Below are 12,151 nucleotides of genomic sequence, written 5' to 3'. Positions count from 1 at the left end.
AATAACGACGTACTAGAGGGAGATCTCTTATAAATCGGGGTCACAAACAACAGGCCGGCCAGCGTCATCGCTTGGCCGGCCTGTTACCCGTTGCCGGGCAAAGACCCGCTTACTTCGGTGCCCCGGGTTGCGAGGCAGGTGTCGCGGGAATCACCGGCGCATCGCTGATCGGGGCCGGGGTCGAGAGCGGCGTCGTGCTGACGTTGCCGATCGGCACGGCGCTGGTGGTCGCCGTGTCGTCGGCCGGTTCGGCCGGCTGCGGTGTTTTCGCGGCCTGCTCGGTCAGGCGTTGTGCGTCTTCCGGCTGGATATATTCGAACACCTTCACGACTTTATCCACGCCAGGCACACGGCTGGCAATATCCGCGCCGCGGGCGCCTTCGGCCGGCGTGACCAACCCCATCAGATAGACGTCGGAGCGCTCGGTGACGACCTTGAACACGTTGGCGGAGATATCCTTGGCGGCAACCAGCGATGCCTTGACCTTACTGGTGATCCACGCGTCATTGGCCCGCGAGGAGAGCGAGCTGGCGCCGGAGATGGCCAGCGCGTTGACCACGCCACGCACGTTTTGAATGCCCTTGACGATGTTTTCCGCTTCCTGGCGGGTCGCCTGATCCGGCACTTCGCCGGTCAGCAGCACGCGCCGATTGAAAGAAGTGACGTTGACATGCGCGACGTCGGGCAGATTGCTGTTCAGGTCGCTGATCGCCTTGACCTGAATCTCCCGGTCTTCGGTCTGCGCCCCCAGCGAGCGGCGATCGGTAGCCACCAGAACGCCTCCGGCCGCACCGCCAAGCAGCAGCAAGCCGCAGCCCGGCAGCGTCGCCACGGTCGCGGCCAACAGCACGCCGGTGCACAGATTTCTGATAGAACGTCGTGAAATCATCAAAATGCTCTCCTTCAGGCTTCAAGCGAAACGGGGTCAGGGCTCAATCGCCAAGCAGCATGGCATCGATGCCATCGCACAAACAGTGAATCGTCAGCAAGTGCACTTCCTGGATGCGCGCGGTACGCTCGTGCGGCACGCAAATATGCACGTCCAGTTCGGTCAGCGCGTCGCGAATCTTGCCGCCGCCACGGCCGGTCAGCGCCACGACGGTCATGTCGCGCTCGTGCGCCTCTTCGATCGCGGCCAGGATATTGGCCGAATTGCCGCTCGTGGAAATCGCCAGCAGCACGTCCTCGGGTTGCCCGAGCGCGCGCACCTGCTTGGCGAAGATGCTGTTGAAATCGTAGTCGTTACCGATTGCAGTCAGGATGGAACTGTCGGTGGTCAATGCAATCGCGGGCAGGCCTGGGCGCTCGCGCTCGAAGCGGCCGATCAGCTCGGCGGCAAAATGCTGGCAATCGGCGGCCGAGCCGCCATTGCCGCAGGCCAGCACTTTGTTATTGTTGGCCAAGGCGGTAAACATGAGTTCGGTGGCCGCCTCGATCGGAGCCCCCAGAGTCTCCAGTGCAGCGAGCTTGAGTTCGGCACTGTCACGGAATTGTTGCTGAATGCGTTCGATCGACATGATGTTATCGCGGAGCTATCGTTGATTCGGGTACGCCGCTGGTTGCATCCCGGCACACCGCCAGTGCGCAAGTTTAACAGGCCGCATCATGCTCATCCGCTCCCATCGAACGCATTGCGCACCCACTGCGGGGCGGCGTCGGGCGGGCCATCGAAGGCGATCACGTCGAACCGGCAGGCGGGCCATGCCGCGGTCTGCGTGGCCAGGTAGTGCTCGGCCGCCGCTACCAGACGCTGGCGCTTGCGCGTTGTCACGCTCTCCAGCGCACCGCCGAAATCGTGTTTGCGCCGGGCACGCACTTCGACAAACACCAGCACCCCGTCGGGATCGCGCATAATGAGATCGATTTCGCCGCGACGGCATCGATAATTGCACGCCACCAACGTCAGCCGCTGGCGTCGCAGGTATTGCAGCGCACGAGCCTCGTACGCCGCACCGAGCTGATTCGACATGAGTCCACTGAAAAAGTTGTTAATTTTTTACCTATTCCCGGAGTCGGCCGCATGACCTCCCTGCTTGCCCTGGCCGACGATCAGCATTACCCCAGCGGCGCCCTGTACGTGGTCGCCACGCCGATCGGCAATACCGCCGACATCACGCTACGGGCGTTGCACGTGTTGGGTCTGGTCGACGCCGTGGCGGCGGAAGACACCCGCAACAGCGCGCATCTGTTGGCCCGCTACGGCCTGGAAAAAACTTTGCTGGCCGCCCACGAGCACAACGAGCGCGCCGCCGCCGAGAAAATCATCGCCCGTCTGCGCGCGGGCGAGCGCATCGCCTACATTTCCGACGCCGGCACGCCGGGCATCTCCGATCCCGGTGCCCGGCTGGTCGAGGCCGTCAGGACCGCCGGCCTCGAGGTCATTCCGCTGCCGGGCCCGAGCGCCGCGATCACCGCCGTCAGTGTCGCCGGCGCCTGGGTCGAGGGCTTCACTTTCATCGGCTTTCTGCCGTCCAGGGCGGCGCAACGCGTCGCCGCGCTGCAGGCGCTGGCCGGGCAACCGCAGGCGCTGGTGTTCTACGAAGCACCGCACCGCATCGTCGAAACCGTGGCCGCTCTGGCCCAGGTGCTTGGCGCGCAGCGCCGGATACTGATTGCCCGGGAATTGACCAAGCGCTTCGAAAATCTGCACGAATGCGCGCTGGCGCAAGCGCCCGCCTGGCTCGAAGCCGATGCCAACCGCCAACGCGGCGAATTCGTTCTGGTAGTTCAGGGCGCAGCGCCAGCGGTGGCCGACGCCCTGTCGCCGGAGGTCGAGCGGATTTTGGCGCTGGCGCTCGAAGCACTGCCAACCAAAGGTGCCGCCAAGCTGGCCGCGGCGATCACCGGGGTGTCGAAGAACGCGCTATACGAACGGGCTCTTGCGCTGAAGGCCGAACGGTAGACGGTTGCCGCCGCCCGATCATTTGTCGGAGGACTCGTCGAGCGGCGTGTCCTTGTCCATGCGCAATGCGATGACCTCGCTGCGCGTGAGTTTGCGGATCTCAACCTTGGCAACGCCCTGCCTGGCAAAGCCGAGCTGCTTGGCCGCCGCATACGAGAGATCGATGATGCGGTGCTTGCTGTAGGGGCCGCGATCGGTGATGCGCACCATCACCGCCTTGTTGTTGCGCACGTTGCGCACCAGCACCCAGCTCAGCAGCGGCAGCGTCGGATGTGCGGCGGTCATCGCATGCATGTTGAAACGCTCGCCGCTGGCCGTGCGGTGCTTGTTGAACCCTTTGCCGTACCACGACGCCATGCCCTCCTCGAAGAAGGTACCGACGTCGGCGCGCAGGTGGGCCGAGCCGTCTTCGGGTACGCCGTCGGCATCGGCCGGCGACGTGCCGGGCCAACCAAGGTCGAGCGGATGAAAAGCGGTGGAAGGTGTACGCGCGGCATCAGTCACCGACGACGGAGTTGCTTTGGAAGACGTCGGCGGCGAGGAGGGCGGAGAAGGTTCGAGCGGCGTGGTGCAGGCGGCAAGTAACGTGGCGGCCAGGCTGCCGATCGCGAACCGTTTGAGCATGTCGCGTATTCGCATGCCGGCGAGTGTATCACGGCTCGAACCGGCGGCGGAAGTAAGTACATGCTGACCTATTTTGCGACGCAGCAGGATGGGTCGGGCGATAGGGCTTTACAATGTCGCTATCGATACCGGCGCCTCCAATGAAAGTCATCCTGATCCCCGTTACCCCGTTCCAGCAAAATTGCTCTGTGTTGTTGTGTGAAACCACCCGCCGCGCCGCGGTGGTCGACCCCGGCGGCGACCTCGATCTCATCGAGGCGGAACTCGTCCGGCAAAACGCCACACTCGACAAAATCCTTCTGACGCACGGCCACGTCGACCACTGCGCCGGCACCGGCGCGTTGGCAAAGCGGCGCGGCGTGCCGATCGAAGGTCCTCACCAAGACGACCAATTCTGGATCGACCAGCTCGAAGCCTCCTGCGCCCGTTTCGGCTTTCCGGCACCCGAGCCACTGAGTCCGGATCGCTGGCTGAGCGACGGCGACACTGTGCGATTCGGTGAACAAACGCTGGAAGTGCTGCACTGCCCCGGCCACACGCCCGGCCATGTGGTGTTTTTCCATCGCTCGACGCGACTGGCGATCGTCGGCGACGTGCTGTTCGCGGGCTCGATCGGCCGTACCGATTTTCCTCGCGGCAACCATGCCGACCTGATCCGTGCAATTCGCGAAAAACTCTGGCCGCTGGGCGACGACGTCACCTTCGTGCCAGGGCACGGGCCGGTGTCGACTTTCGGCACTGAGGGCCGCACCAATCCTTTTGTCGCCGACACCCGCTTTGGCTGATATCCCCGTCTCCATGAATGACCACCTCGAAATCTATGTCAGCACCGATGTCGAAGCCGACGGCCCGATCCCCGGCCCGCATTCGATGCTGAGTTTCGCCTCGGCCGCCTACACGGCCGACAAGCAGTTGATCGGCACCTTCAGCGCCAACCTCGAAACGCTGCCCGGCGCCGAAGGGCACCCGTTCACGATGAAATGGTGGAAAACCGAGCCCGAGGCGTGGGCCGCCTGCCGTCAGGATCTGCAGGCGCCCGAGACCGCGCTCAAGGCCTACGTCAAATGGGTCGACACCCTGCCCGGCAAACCGGTCTTCGTCGCCTACCCGGCGGGCTTCGACTTCACGTTCATGTTCTGGTACATGATGCGTTTTGCCGGCCGCTGTCCGTTCTCCTGGTCCGCCCTCGACATCAAGACGCTTGCGTTCGCGCTGACCGAGCTGCCGTACCGCAAGAGCATCAAACCCAACCTCCCCAGGCATTGGTTCGATCCGCTGCCGCACACCCACATCGCGCTCGATGACGCGATCGAGCAAGGTGCGCTGTTCTGCAACATGCTGGCCGAACTCAAGGCGCGTCGTGCCGCGCTGGCTGAAGCACCGCAAGCCGGCGCCGGTTCAGCGGGCGGCATCGGGTCCGGCGAGGGCGCCGCTGAAAATGCCGGAGACGAGGAAGGTGCCGTCGAATCGCTGCCTGAACACAGCGGCCCGGCAGGGCAGCGGTAAAAGCCGAACCACCGCGTGCCCCAGGGGGCGGGGCAACACCCGGATCAGCGCGCCTCAAAAAATTTCTTGCACCTTTTCCGGCGGGCGCGCGATCACGGCCCGCTCGCCGCGCACCACGATCGGCCGCTGCAGCAGTTTCGGATGCTCGGCCACCGCGCGCAGCAAGGTGGTGTCGTCCAGCGACGGGTCGTCCAGTCCCAGTGCCTGATACTCCGTCTCGCCCTCGCGCAGCATTTCCCGCGCGCTCACGCCGAGCTGCTTTTGCAGCACCTGCAGTTGCGCGAGCGTCGGCGGCGTTTTCAGATATTCGATCACTTGCACCGTCTCGCCCGAGGCGGCGGCCGATTGCGCCAACAGATCGCATGCGCCACGCGACTTCGAGCAGCGTGGATTGTGGTAAATCGTAATCATGTCACTCCCGGTATCGGTGCGAATATGCAAAACAGTTCACCCGCATTTTATCGGCATGCCCGGCTCGTCGTCGTGCTATCTTGAAAGAGACTTTGCTGCGCAGTCCGTATGCCCTGACGGTCATCGAGCCTTGCCGGTCGCGCGCGAATCCGTTTTATCGACATCCCCAAGGAGTTCAGCATGGCGGGTAGCTATATCAACATTCCCAGCACCCAGGGACAGGAGTTCCGCGCTTATCTGGCGGTGCCGCGCGACGGCCGCGGCCCGGGCATCGTCCTGTGCCAGGAGATTTTCGGCGTCAACCAGACCATGCGCGACATCGCCGACCTGTACGCCGAGGAAGGCTACGTCGTGCTGGTACCCGACCTGTTCTGGCGCCAGGAACCCAACATCGAGCTCGGCTACACCGCGGGTGACTGGCAAAAGGCTTTCGCCCTGCTGCAGGCGTTCGACGTCGACAGGGGCATGGAGGACATTGCCGCCACCCTGGCGGTTTTGCGCGAGCGCAAGGAGTTTGCCGGCAAGGCGGGCGTGCTCGGCTTTTGCCTGGGCGGCAAGCTCGCGATGCTGGCGGCTTGCCGTACCGACGCGGACGTAGCCGTCGGCTACTACGGCGTTGGGCTGGAGAAGCATCTGGAGGAAATCGGCAACATCAAGTCGCGCCTGGTGCTGCATTTCGCCGCCGACGACAAATATTGCCCGGCCGAGGCGCGCGACAAGATCATCGCCGCCTTTGCGCGAACGCCCAATGCCGAGATGTACGTCTACCCCGGTGTCGACCACGCCTTTGCGCGCCCCGGCGGCGATCATTTCGACAAGCCCGCCGCCACGCTGGCACATCAACGCTCGATTGCCGCCTTGCGGCGCGAGATCGGCCCCCACTACGATTTTCCGTCGCTGTGGGAGGCGCACTGCGCGCTGGAGTTCGAGTCGCGCGAGGTCGAGCCGTTGATGAAAACCATGGTCGACGAGCCTTATGTCAACCATATCCCCACCATGACCGGCGGGGTCGGTCATAAACAACTCAAGCGCTTCTACCAGTACCATTTCGTCAACGCCAATCCGCCCGATACAAAACTGATCCCGATATCGCGCACGGTCGGCGCCAATCAGCTGGTCGACGAAATGCTGTTCTGCTTCACGCACACCTGCGAAATCGACTGGATGCTGCCGGGGGTCGCGCCGACCGGGCGGCGCGTGCAGATTCCGCTAGTCGCCATCGTCAAGTTCCGCGGCGACAAGCTGTATCACGAGCACATTTACTGGGACCAGGCCAGCGTGCTGGTGCAGATCGGCCTGCTCGAGCCCACCGGCTTGCCGGTTGCCGGCATCGATACAGCGCGCAAGCTGCTCGACGAAAATTTGCCATCCAACACGCTGATGCCGAATTGGCGCACAAGCGAGGGCAAGGAATGAATACCACTTGCGCATCGCAGCAAACCCGTTGGCGTGCAGGCGGCGGCTGGTTGCTGCTGGCGCTCGCGCTGCTGCTCGGCGGCTGCGCGATCTCCGAAAAGCACCCCGGCCCGCTGGTTCTTGGCGCGCCATCCAACCCGGCCCTGGAGAGCTACAAGGTATCGCTGGCCAGGTACATCACGCGGGTCGATGCGCGCATGATTACACCGGGCCGGCCGCAAGCGCTGTTGCGCTCGGTAGTGACGCTCGAATACGCGGTCGACCGGCGCGGGTACCTCACGGGTGTGCGATTATTTCGCGACAACGGCGATCGGTCCGCCGACGCCACGGCACTGACGAGCTTGCGGCGCGCCTCGCCATTTCCGCCGCCGAGCCGAACCCTGCTCGATAGCAGCGGCCACGTGCACATCGTCGAGACATGGCTGTTCAATAACGACGGACGATTCCAGCTGCGCAGCGTCGCCGCGGCGCAAATCGGCGACGAGTAGCGCCCTTGAACGCGTGCCGACGGTGGCGCGCATTTCGTTACATGGAGTGTGTCATGCCCCGCTTTGCCGCCAACCTGACGCTCATGTATCAAGAGCACCCTTTTCTCGAGCGCTTCGGCGCCGCGGCTGCCGACGGCTTTCAGGGTGTCGAATGCCTGTTCCCGTATGAAGCGCCGGCCGCCGAGGTGCGCGCGCAGCTCGATGCGCATCGCTTGACCCAAGTGTTATTCAACACGCCCGCCGGCGACTGGGCAGCGGGCGAACGAGGCCTGGCGGCCTTGCCGGGGCGCGAGGCGGAGTTTCGGGACGGCCTGGAACGCGCTCTCGACTATGCCGATACGCTTGGCTGCCGGCAATTGCACGTGATGGCGGGCATCGTTAGCGCCGGACAGACCATCGCCGAGTGCGAGGCCAGCTACATCGCCAACCTCACGCATGCGGCACAGCAGGCCGCGGCCCGAGGCATCACCATCCTGATCGAACCGATCAACACCCGCGACATGCCCGGCTATTTTTTGAATCGTCAGGATCACGCGCACGCCGTGTGCCAGCGCGTGGGCGCAGCCAATCTGCGCGTGCAGTGCGATCTCTATCACTGCCAGATCGTCGAGGGCGACCTGGCCGTCAAGCTGAGGCAGTATCTGCCCGGCATCGGGCATATCCAGATTGCCGGGGTGCCGGCGCGCCACGAGCCTGACACGGGCGAAATCAATTACCCTTTCCTGTTCAAGTTGATCGATGAATTGGGCTATATCGGCTGGATCGGTTGCGAATATCGGCCGCAGGGCCAGACGCGTGCGGGCCTCGGCTGGCTCAAGCCATGGCTGCGCGCCACCTGCAAATCGTGAAGACAAAAAAAATGGCGGGGCATATGCCCGCCAAAACCACACGCTACGGGGTTAGCGCGAGGAGACCAGATTGGGTAGCCATATCGGTGAGCATGAGAACGCATCGGGGGAAACGCTTGCTCGATATGGCATCGCTGCCAAACGCTCGGGGGAATGTGCAACAGCGATGGAAGGATTGTGGTACAAAGCCCCTCATGCAGGGGTAACAAAGTGTTTCAGGATGTAACGCCTACGCCTTGCTCGAGTAGCTTGCGCGGCCTGCGCGGCGCGGCACAGACTCTGCGGCGCATCTACCGACCAACCCGTGTTAGTTCGAACCGATAATCATCCCGGCCAAGTTTCGATGAGCGACACCGACAATCTCTCACGCATTCCCGAGATCCTGGCACGCGATCGGGTGATCGCGGTGGTTGGACTCTCGCCGCGCCCCGATCGCGCCAGCTATACCACCAGCCGTTATATGCAGGCGCACGGCTACCGGATCGTGCCGGTCAATCCGCAGGCGGCCGATCTGCCCGGCGGCATTCTCGGCGAAACCTGCTACGCGAGCTTGCAGGACGCAGCGCAAGCGATGCGCGCGCAGGGCCACACGATCGACATGGTCAACTGCTTCCGTCGCTCGGAAGATATTCCGCCGATCGCCGCGCAGGCCATCGCCATCGGTGCGCGCAGCCTGTGGATGCAGCTGGGCATCGAACATCCGCAGGCCGCCGCGCTGGCCCGCGCCGCCGGACTGGATGTCGTGATGGACCGGTGCGTAAAGATCGAACACGCGCGCTGGCAAGCCGAATTGACATCGCCCCACTGAATCTGCCGCTTAACCGAAGAGTCCGCCCGATGAGCATTGACGCCGATCTCGCCGCCTACTACGCCCGCATCGCACAGCAATACGCGCCGCTGCCGGACCCGAACGACGCCGTGGCGCGCCGCCAGCGCTTTGCCGAGTTGTCCGGTCACGCCCCGCAGCCGCAGTTGCCGCACATCCAGATCACCGAGATGACGATACCGCTGCCCGGACGCACCCTGCGCGCGCGACTCTACCGGCCGGCCCGAAAACGCCCGCCGCTGCTGGTGTATTTTCACGGTGGCGGCTGGGTCGTGGGCGATGTCGACACCCATCACTCGCTGTGCGCCCTGGCCGCGGCCGACGCCGACGTGGCCGTGATCAGCGTCGACTATCGATTGGCCCCGGAGCATCCGTTCCCGGCGCCGTGCGACGACGCTCACGCGGCGCTGCTGTGGTGCGCCGAGCAGCGTGTGCGGCTGGGGCTGGCAACCGATGCGCTGGTGGCGGGCGGTGACAGCGCGGGCGGCCACTTGGCGGCCCAGGCGTGCGCCTCGGTCAACGCCGCGGTACCCGGCCTGGTCACTCACCAATGGTTGATCTATCCGGTAGCGCGACCGCAGCTCGACACGCCCAGTTACATCGCCAATGCCAACGGCATCGGCCTCACGCGCGAAGACATGCGCTGGTATTGGGAAAAATTCCTGGATGGCGCGCAAGCACCACAAGACGATACCCGGGTCGACCTGCTCGCGGCACCGCCCAGCCACGTATTGCCGCCGACCATCGTGCTGGTCGCCGAGCACGACCCACTGCATGACGACGGCGTCGCCTACGCGCACTTCGTCGAGCAACACGGCGGCCGGGCGGAACTGATCAAGGCGCCCGGCATGACGCACGGCTTCGCGCGCCTGCAGTCGCTGTCCCCGGCGGGGCGCCGCATCATGCAGGAAGCGGCCGCCCGGTTGCGGCATTGGCTCGCCTGACAATAAAAAAGGCGGCAGGACATCTCGTCTGCCGCCTTTGCCGCGCTGCGGGGCCATCCACTAGCCACGATCCGCAGGCTCAGGGCCCCGTCACTTCAGCCACTTGTCGACCACCTTCTGATAGGCGCCGCTGGCCTTGATCAGGTGCAGCCATTGGTCGACATAAGCGCGGAACACGTTATCGCCCAGCGGCAGCATATAAGCCTTCTCGCCATACTGCAGCGGCTTGCCCGGATTGACCGGGCACAGCGTCGGATGCAGCTTGTGCTGCAGCAGCGTCTCGGACGTGTCGGTCACCATCACGTCGGCCTTGCCCTTGACGATCTGATCGAAAATCGTGACGTTGTCCGGGTACTCGATCAAATGCGCCTTGGTCAGATAGGCGCGAGCGAATTTCTCGTTGGTGCCGCCGGGGTTGAAGATGGCGCGCACGCTCGGGCGATCCAATTGCGCCAGCGTCTGGTATTTCTTCACGTCCGCGCAACGCGCAATCGGCGACTTCCCGTCGACCATCACCACATGACTGAAATAAACGTGCTTGGCGCGCTCGAGCGATACCGAGATGCCGCCCACTGCGATGTCGCACTTGTCGGCCAGGAAGTCGCCCATCAAATGCGGCCAGGTGGTTTTCACGAAATCGGCCTTGACCCCCAGCGACGCGGCCAGCGACTGCGCCAGGTCGATGTCGATTCCCTCGAATTGGCCATCGGGACGCAAAAACGTATAGGGCTTGTAATCGCCCGTGGTGCAAACACGCAGCGTGCCGCTCTTGATGACCGCATCGAGCCGCGAGTTCGCGGCGTTGGCCGGCGTCTGGGCCCCGGACAGGCTGCAAAAAGCGCCAAGCAACGCCGCCAGCGCCACGGCAATCCAACGACTTTTCATTGTTGTCTCCTCGTCGAACATATGGAAAGTCAAATACTACGCTAGCGTTCGCCCTTTGGGCATGGTTAGGTAGAATGCATCATTGCCCCACACCGGAAGCCCGACCGCCGTGCCCGCCACCCTGCAAAACGACACATTCCTGCGCGCGCTGCTGCGCCAACCCACCGATTACACGCCGATCTGGCTGATGCGCCAGGCCGGCCGCTATCTGCCCGAATACAATGCGACGCGCGCGCGCGCCGGCAGCTTCCTCGGGCTGGCGAAAAACCCCGCCTACGCCACCGAGGTGACGCTGCAGCCGCTCGAGCGCTTCCCGCTGGACGCGGCCATCCTGTTCTCCGACATCCTGACGATCCCCGACGCCATGGGGCTCGGCTTGTCGTTCGAGACCGGCGAGGGGCCTCGCTTCGCGCACCCGCTGCGCGACGAGGCCGCCATCGCCAGCCTTGCCGTGCCCGACATGGCGTCGTTGCGCTATGTGTTCGACGCGGTGACGCAGATCCGCTCGGCCCTGAACGGCCGGGTGCCCCTGATCGGCTTCTCCGGAAGCCCATGGACACTCGCCTGCTATATGGTCGAGGGCGGCGGTTCGGCCGACTTCCGTACCGTCAAAACGATGATGTACCAGCGCCCCGATCTGCTGACGCGCATCCTCGACATCAATACCGAGGCTGTCGCCCAGTATCTGAATGCACAGATCGAGGCCGGCGCGCAGGCGGTGATGATTTTCGATACCTGGGGCGGCACGCTGGCCGATGGCCTATACCAGCGTTTCTCGCTGGCGGCCATGACTCGCGCGCTGGCGAAGATCAAACGCGAACACGACGGCGTCCGGATTCCCCAGATCGTTTTCACCAAGGGCGGCGGCCAGTGGCTCGAGGCGATCGCCGAGAGCGGCGCCGACGCCGTCGGCCTGGACTGGACCGTCGATCTTGCCGCCGCGCGACAGCGTATCGGCGCACGCTGCGCGCTGCAGGGCAACCTCGACCCGACGGCCTTGTTCGCGTCCCCTCAAGCCATTCGCGGCGAAGCGCGGCGCTTGCTCGATGCCTACGGCGATCACCCTGGCCACGTGTTCAACCTGGGGCACGGCATTTCCCAGTTCACCGAGCCCGATCATGTCGCCGCCCTGGTCGACGAGGTCCATGCGTACAGCCGGAAGGTGCGTCAAATCAAGTAAATTCGACCGACACGAAAGCGACATGCGGCCTGTGCGGCCGCTACGCTCCAGTAGGCCCGGCCGAATCGGCACGACGCAAAAGTCAAGGAGAAAAATTGAAAAACCCCTTAAAAAATGACCT

15 protein-coding genes are annotated in these 12,151 nt (G+C 64.1%); 9 read left to right on the top strand and 6 right to left on the bottom strand.

Annotated elements, in window-relative coordinates; genetic code table 11:
- Positions 1 to 109: 109 nt before the first annotated feature.
- The 3 genes from EPN80_RS18590 to EPN80_RS18580 form a co-directional block, all read right to left on the bottom strand.
- Positions 110 to 889, bottom strand: a complete 780-nt coding sequence (locus EPN80_RS18590) for a BON domain-containing protein (RefSeq protein ID WP_293030803.1) — start codon at positions 887 to 889, stop codon at positions 110 to 112.
- 43 nt (positions 890 to 932) lie between these two features.
- On the bottom strand, positions 933 to 1,517 hold the full coding sequence (locus tag EPN80_RS18585; RefSeq protein WP_293030800.1) for a phosphoheptose isomerase: 585 nt from the start codon (positions 1,515 to 1,517) through the stop codon (positions 933 to 935).
- A gap of 92 nt (positions 1,518 to 1,609) precedes the next feature.
- Positions 1,610 to 1,969, bottom strand: coding sequence for a YraN family protein (locus tag EPN80_RS18580; protein ID WP_293030797.1), 360 nt, complete (start codon positions 1,967 to 1,969; stop codon positions 1,610 to 1,612).
- A 51-nt stretch (positions 1,970 to 2,020) separates the two neighbouring features.
- On the opposite strand from EPN80_RS18580, the gene rsmI reads away from it, so the two are divergent.
- Positions 2,021 to 2,902: a 16S rRNA (cytidine(1402)-2'-O)-methyltransferase gene (rsmI, locus tag EPN80_RS18575; RefSeq protein WP_293030794.1), complete on the top strand. Its 882-nt coding sequence runs from the start codon at positions 2,021 to 2,023 to the stop codon at positions 2,900 to 2,902.
- A gap of 18 nt (positions 2,903 to 2,920) precedes the next feature.
- On the opposite strand, the gene EPN80_RS18570 is transcribed toward rsmI, so the two are convergent.
- Positions 2,921 to 3,526: a septal ring lytic transglycosylase RlpA family protein gene (locus tag EPN80_RS18570; RefSeq protein WP_293030792.1), complete on the bottom strand. Its 606-nt coding sequence runs from the start codon at positions 3,524 to 3,526 to the stop codon at positions 2,921 to 2,923.
- A 140-nt stretch (positions 3,527 to 3,666) separates the two neighbouring features.
- Between EPN80_RS18570 and EPN80_RS18565 the strand changes: the two genes are divergently transcribed.
- Positions 3,667 to 4,311 carry an MBL fold metallo-hydrolase gene (locus EPN80_RS18565; protein WP_293030789.1) on the top strand — a complete coding sequence of 215 codons (645 nt, stop codon included), beginning with the start codon at positions 3,667 to 3,669 and terminating at the stop codon, positions 4,309 to 4,311.
- Positions 4,312 to 4,324: 13 nt separating this feature from the next.
- Positions 4,325 to 5,032, top strand: coding sequence for an exonuclease (locus EPN80_RS18560; RefSeq protein ID WP_293030786.1), 708 nt, complete (start codon positions 4,325 to 4,327; stop codon positions 5,030 to 5,032).
- Between the two features lie 54 nt (positions 5,033 to 5,086).
- Here the strand turns inward: EPN80_RS18560 and arsC are convergent, their stop codons facing one another.
- Complete coding sequence (gene arsC / locus EPN80_RS18555) at positions 5,087 to 5,443, bottom strand: arsenate reductase (glutaredoxin) (protein ID WP_293030783.1); 357 nt, start codon at positions 5,441 to 5,443, stop codon at positions 5,087 to 5,089.
- A gap of 180 nt (positions 5,444 to 5,623) precedes the next feature.
- Here arsC and EPN80_RS18550 point away from each other — a divergent pair, with 180 nt between their 5' ends.
- The 5 genes from EPN80_RS18550 to EPN80_RS18530 all read left to right on the top strand — a co-directional run bounded on the left by EPN80_RS18550 (position 5,624) and on the right by EPN80_RS18530 (position 9,965).
- Positions 5,624 to 6,859, top strand: coding sequence for a dienelactone hydrolase family protein (locus tag EPN80_RS18550; protein WP_293030780.1), 1,236 nt, complete (start codon positions 5,624 to 5,626; stop codon positions 6,857 to 6,859).
- Entirely contained in the window at positions 6,856 to 7,347 is a 492-nt protein-coding gene (locus tag EPN80_RS18545; protein ID WP_293030777.1) for an energy transducer TonB, read from the top strand. Before EPN80_RS18550 ends, EPN80_RS18545 begins: the two co-directional genes overlap by 4 nt.
- Positions 7,348 to 7,400: 53 nt before the next feature.
- The gene (gene otnI, locus EPN80_RS18540; protein WP_293030774.1) at positions 7,401 to 8,195 is read left to right on the top strand and encodes a 2-oxo-tetronate isomerase; all 795 of its coding nucleotides are present in this window, start codon (positions 7,401 to 7,403) and stop codon (positions 8,193 to 8,195) included.
- Positions 8,196 to 8,538: 343 nt separating this feature from the next.
- The gene (locus EPN80_RS18535; RefSeq protein WP_293030771.1) at positions 8,539 to 9,003 is read left to right on the top strand and encodes a CoA-binding protein; all 465 of its coding nucleotides are present in this window, start codon (positions 8,539 to 8,541) and stop codon (positions 9,001 to 9,003) included.
- 29 nt (positions 9,004 to 9,032) lie between these two features.
- Positions 9,033 to 9,965, top strand: coding sequence for an alpha/beta hydrolase (locus EPN80_RS18530; protein ID WP_293030768.1), 933 nt, complete (start codon positions 9,033 to 9,035; stop codon positions 9,963 to 9,965).
- Between the two features lie 90 nt (positions 9,966 to 10,055).
- Here the strand turns inward: EPN80_RS18530 and EPN80_RS18525 are convergent, their stop codons facing one another.
- Positions 10,056 to 10,850: a transporter substrate-binding domain-containing protein gene (locus EPN80_RS18525; protein WP_293030764.1), complete on the bottom strand. Its 795-nt coding sequence runs from the start codon at positions 10,848 to 10,850 to the stop codon at positions 10,056 to 10,058.
- A gap of 109 nt (positions 10,851 to 10,959) precedes the next feature.
- On the opposite strand from EPN80_RS18525, the gene hemE reads away from it, so the two are divergent.
- Positions 10,960 to 12,030, top strand: a complete 1,071-nt coding sequence (gene hemE / locus EPN80_RS18520; RefSeq protein WP_293030916.1) for a uroporphyrinogen decarboxylase — start codon at positions 10,960 to 10,962, stop codon at positions 12,028 to 12,030.
- Positions 12,031 to 12,151 lie beyond the last annotated feature (121 nt).

The organism is Pandoraea sp. (assembly GCF_004297875.1).
GTDB lineage: Bacteria > Pseudomonadota > Gammaproteobacteria > Burkholderiales > Burkholderiaceae > Pandoraea.
This window is presented reverse-complemented; position numbering and strand designations above follow the sequence as displayed.

Excerpts from the sequence above, each read along its gene's own strand:
- EPN80_RS18585 (WP_293030800.1), bottom strand. The coding sequence starts at position 1,517 with ATGTCGATCGAACGCATTCAGCAACAATTCCGTGACAGTGCCGAACTC.
- EPN80_RS18535 (WP_293030771.1), top strand. The coding sequence starts at position 8,539 with ATGAGCGACACCGACAATCTCTCACGCATTCCCGAGATCCTGGCACGC.
- EPN80_RS18580 (WP_293030797.1), bottom strand. The coding sequence starts at position 1,969 with ATGTCGAATCAGCTCGGTGCGGCGTACGAGGCTCGTGCGCTGCAATAC.
- otnI (WP_293030774.1), top strand. The coding sequence starts at position 7,401 with ATGCCCCGCTTTGCCGCCAACCTGACGCTCATGTATCAAGAGCACCCT.
- arsC (WP_293030783.1), bottom strand. The coding sequence starts at position 5,443 with ATGATTACGATTTACCACAATCCACGCTGCTCGAAGTCGCGTGGCGCA.
- EPN80_RS18570 (WP_293030792.1), bottom strand. The coding sequence starts at position 3,526 with ATGCTCAAACGGTTCGCGATCGGCAGCCTGGCCGCCACGTTACTTGCC.
- EPN80_RS18590 (WP_293030803.1), bottom strand. The coding sequence starts at position 889 with ATGATTTCACGACGTTCTATCAGAAATCTGTGCACCGGCGTGCTGTTG.
- EPN80_RS18550 (WP_293030780.1), top strand. The coding sequence starts at position 5,624 with ATGGCGGGTAGCTATATCAACATTCCCAGCACCCAGGGACAGGAGTTC.
- rsmI (WP_293030794.1), top strand. The coding sequence starts at position 2,021 with ATGACCTCCCTGCTTGCCCTGGCCGACGATCAGCATTACCCCAGCGGC.
- EPN80_RS18530 (WP_293030768.1), top strand. The coding sequence starts at position 9,033 with ATGAGCATTGACGCCGATCTCGCCGCCTACTACGCCCGCATCGCACAG.
- EPN80_RS18560 (WP_293030786.1), top strand. The coding sequence starts at position 4,325 with ATGAATGACCACCTCGAAATCTATGTCAGCACCGATGTCGAAGCCGAC.
- EPN80_RS18545 (WP_293030777.1), top strand. The coding sequence starts at position 6,856 with ATGAATACCACTTGCGCATCGCAGCAAACCCGTTGGCGTGCAGGCGGC.
- EPN80_RS18565 (WP_293030789.1), top strand. The coding sequence starts at position 3,667 with ATGAAAGTCATCCTGATCCCCGTTACCCCGTTCCAGCAAAATTGCTCT.
- EPN80_RS18525 (WP_293030764.1), bottom strand. The coding sequence starts at position 10,850 with ATGAAAAGTCGTTGGATTGCCGTGGCGCTGGCGGCGTTGCTTGGCGCT.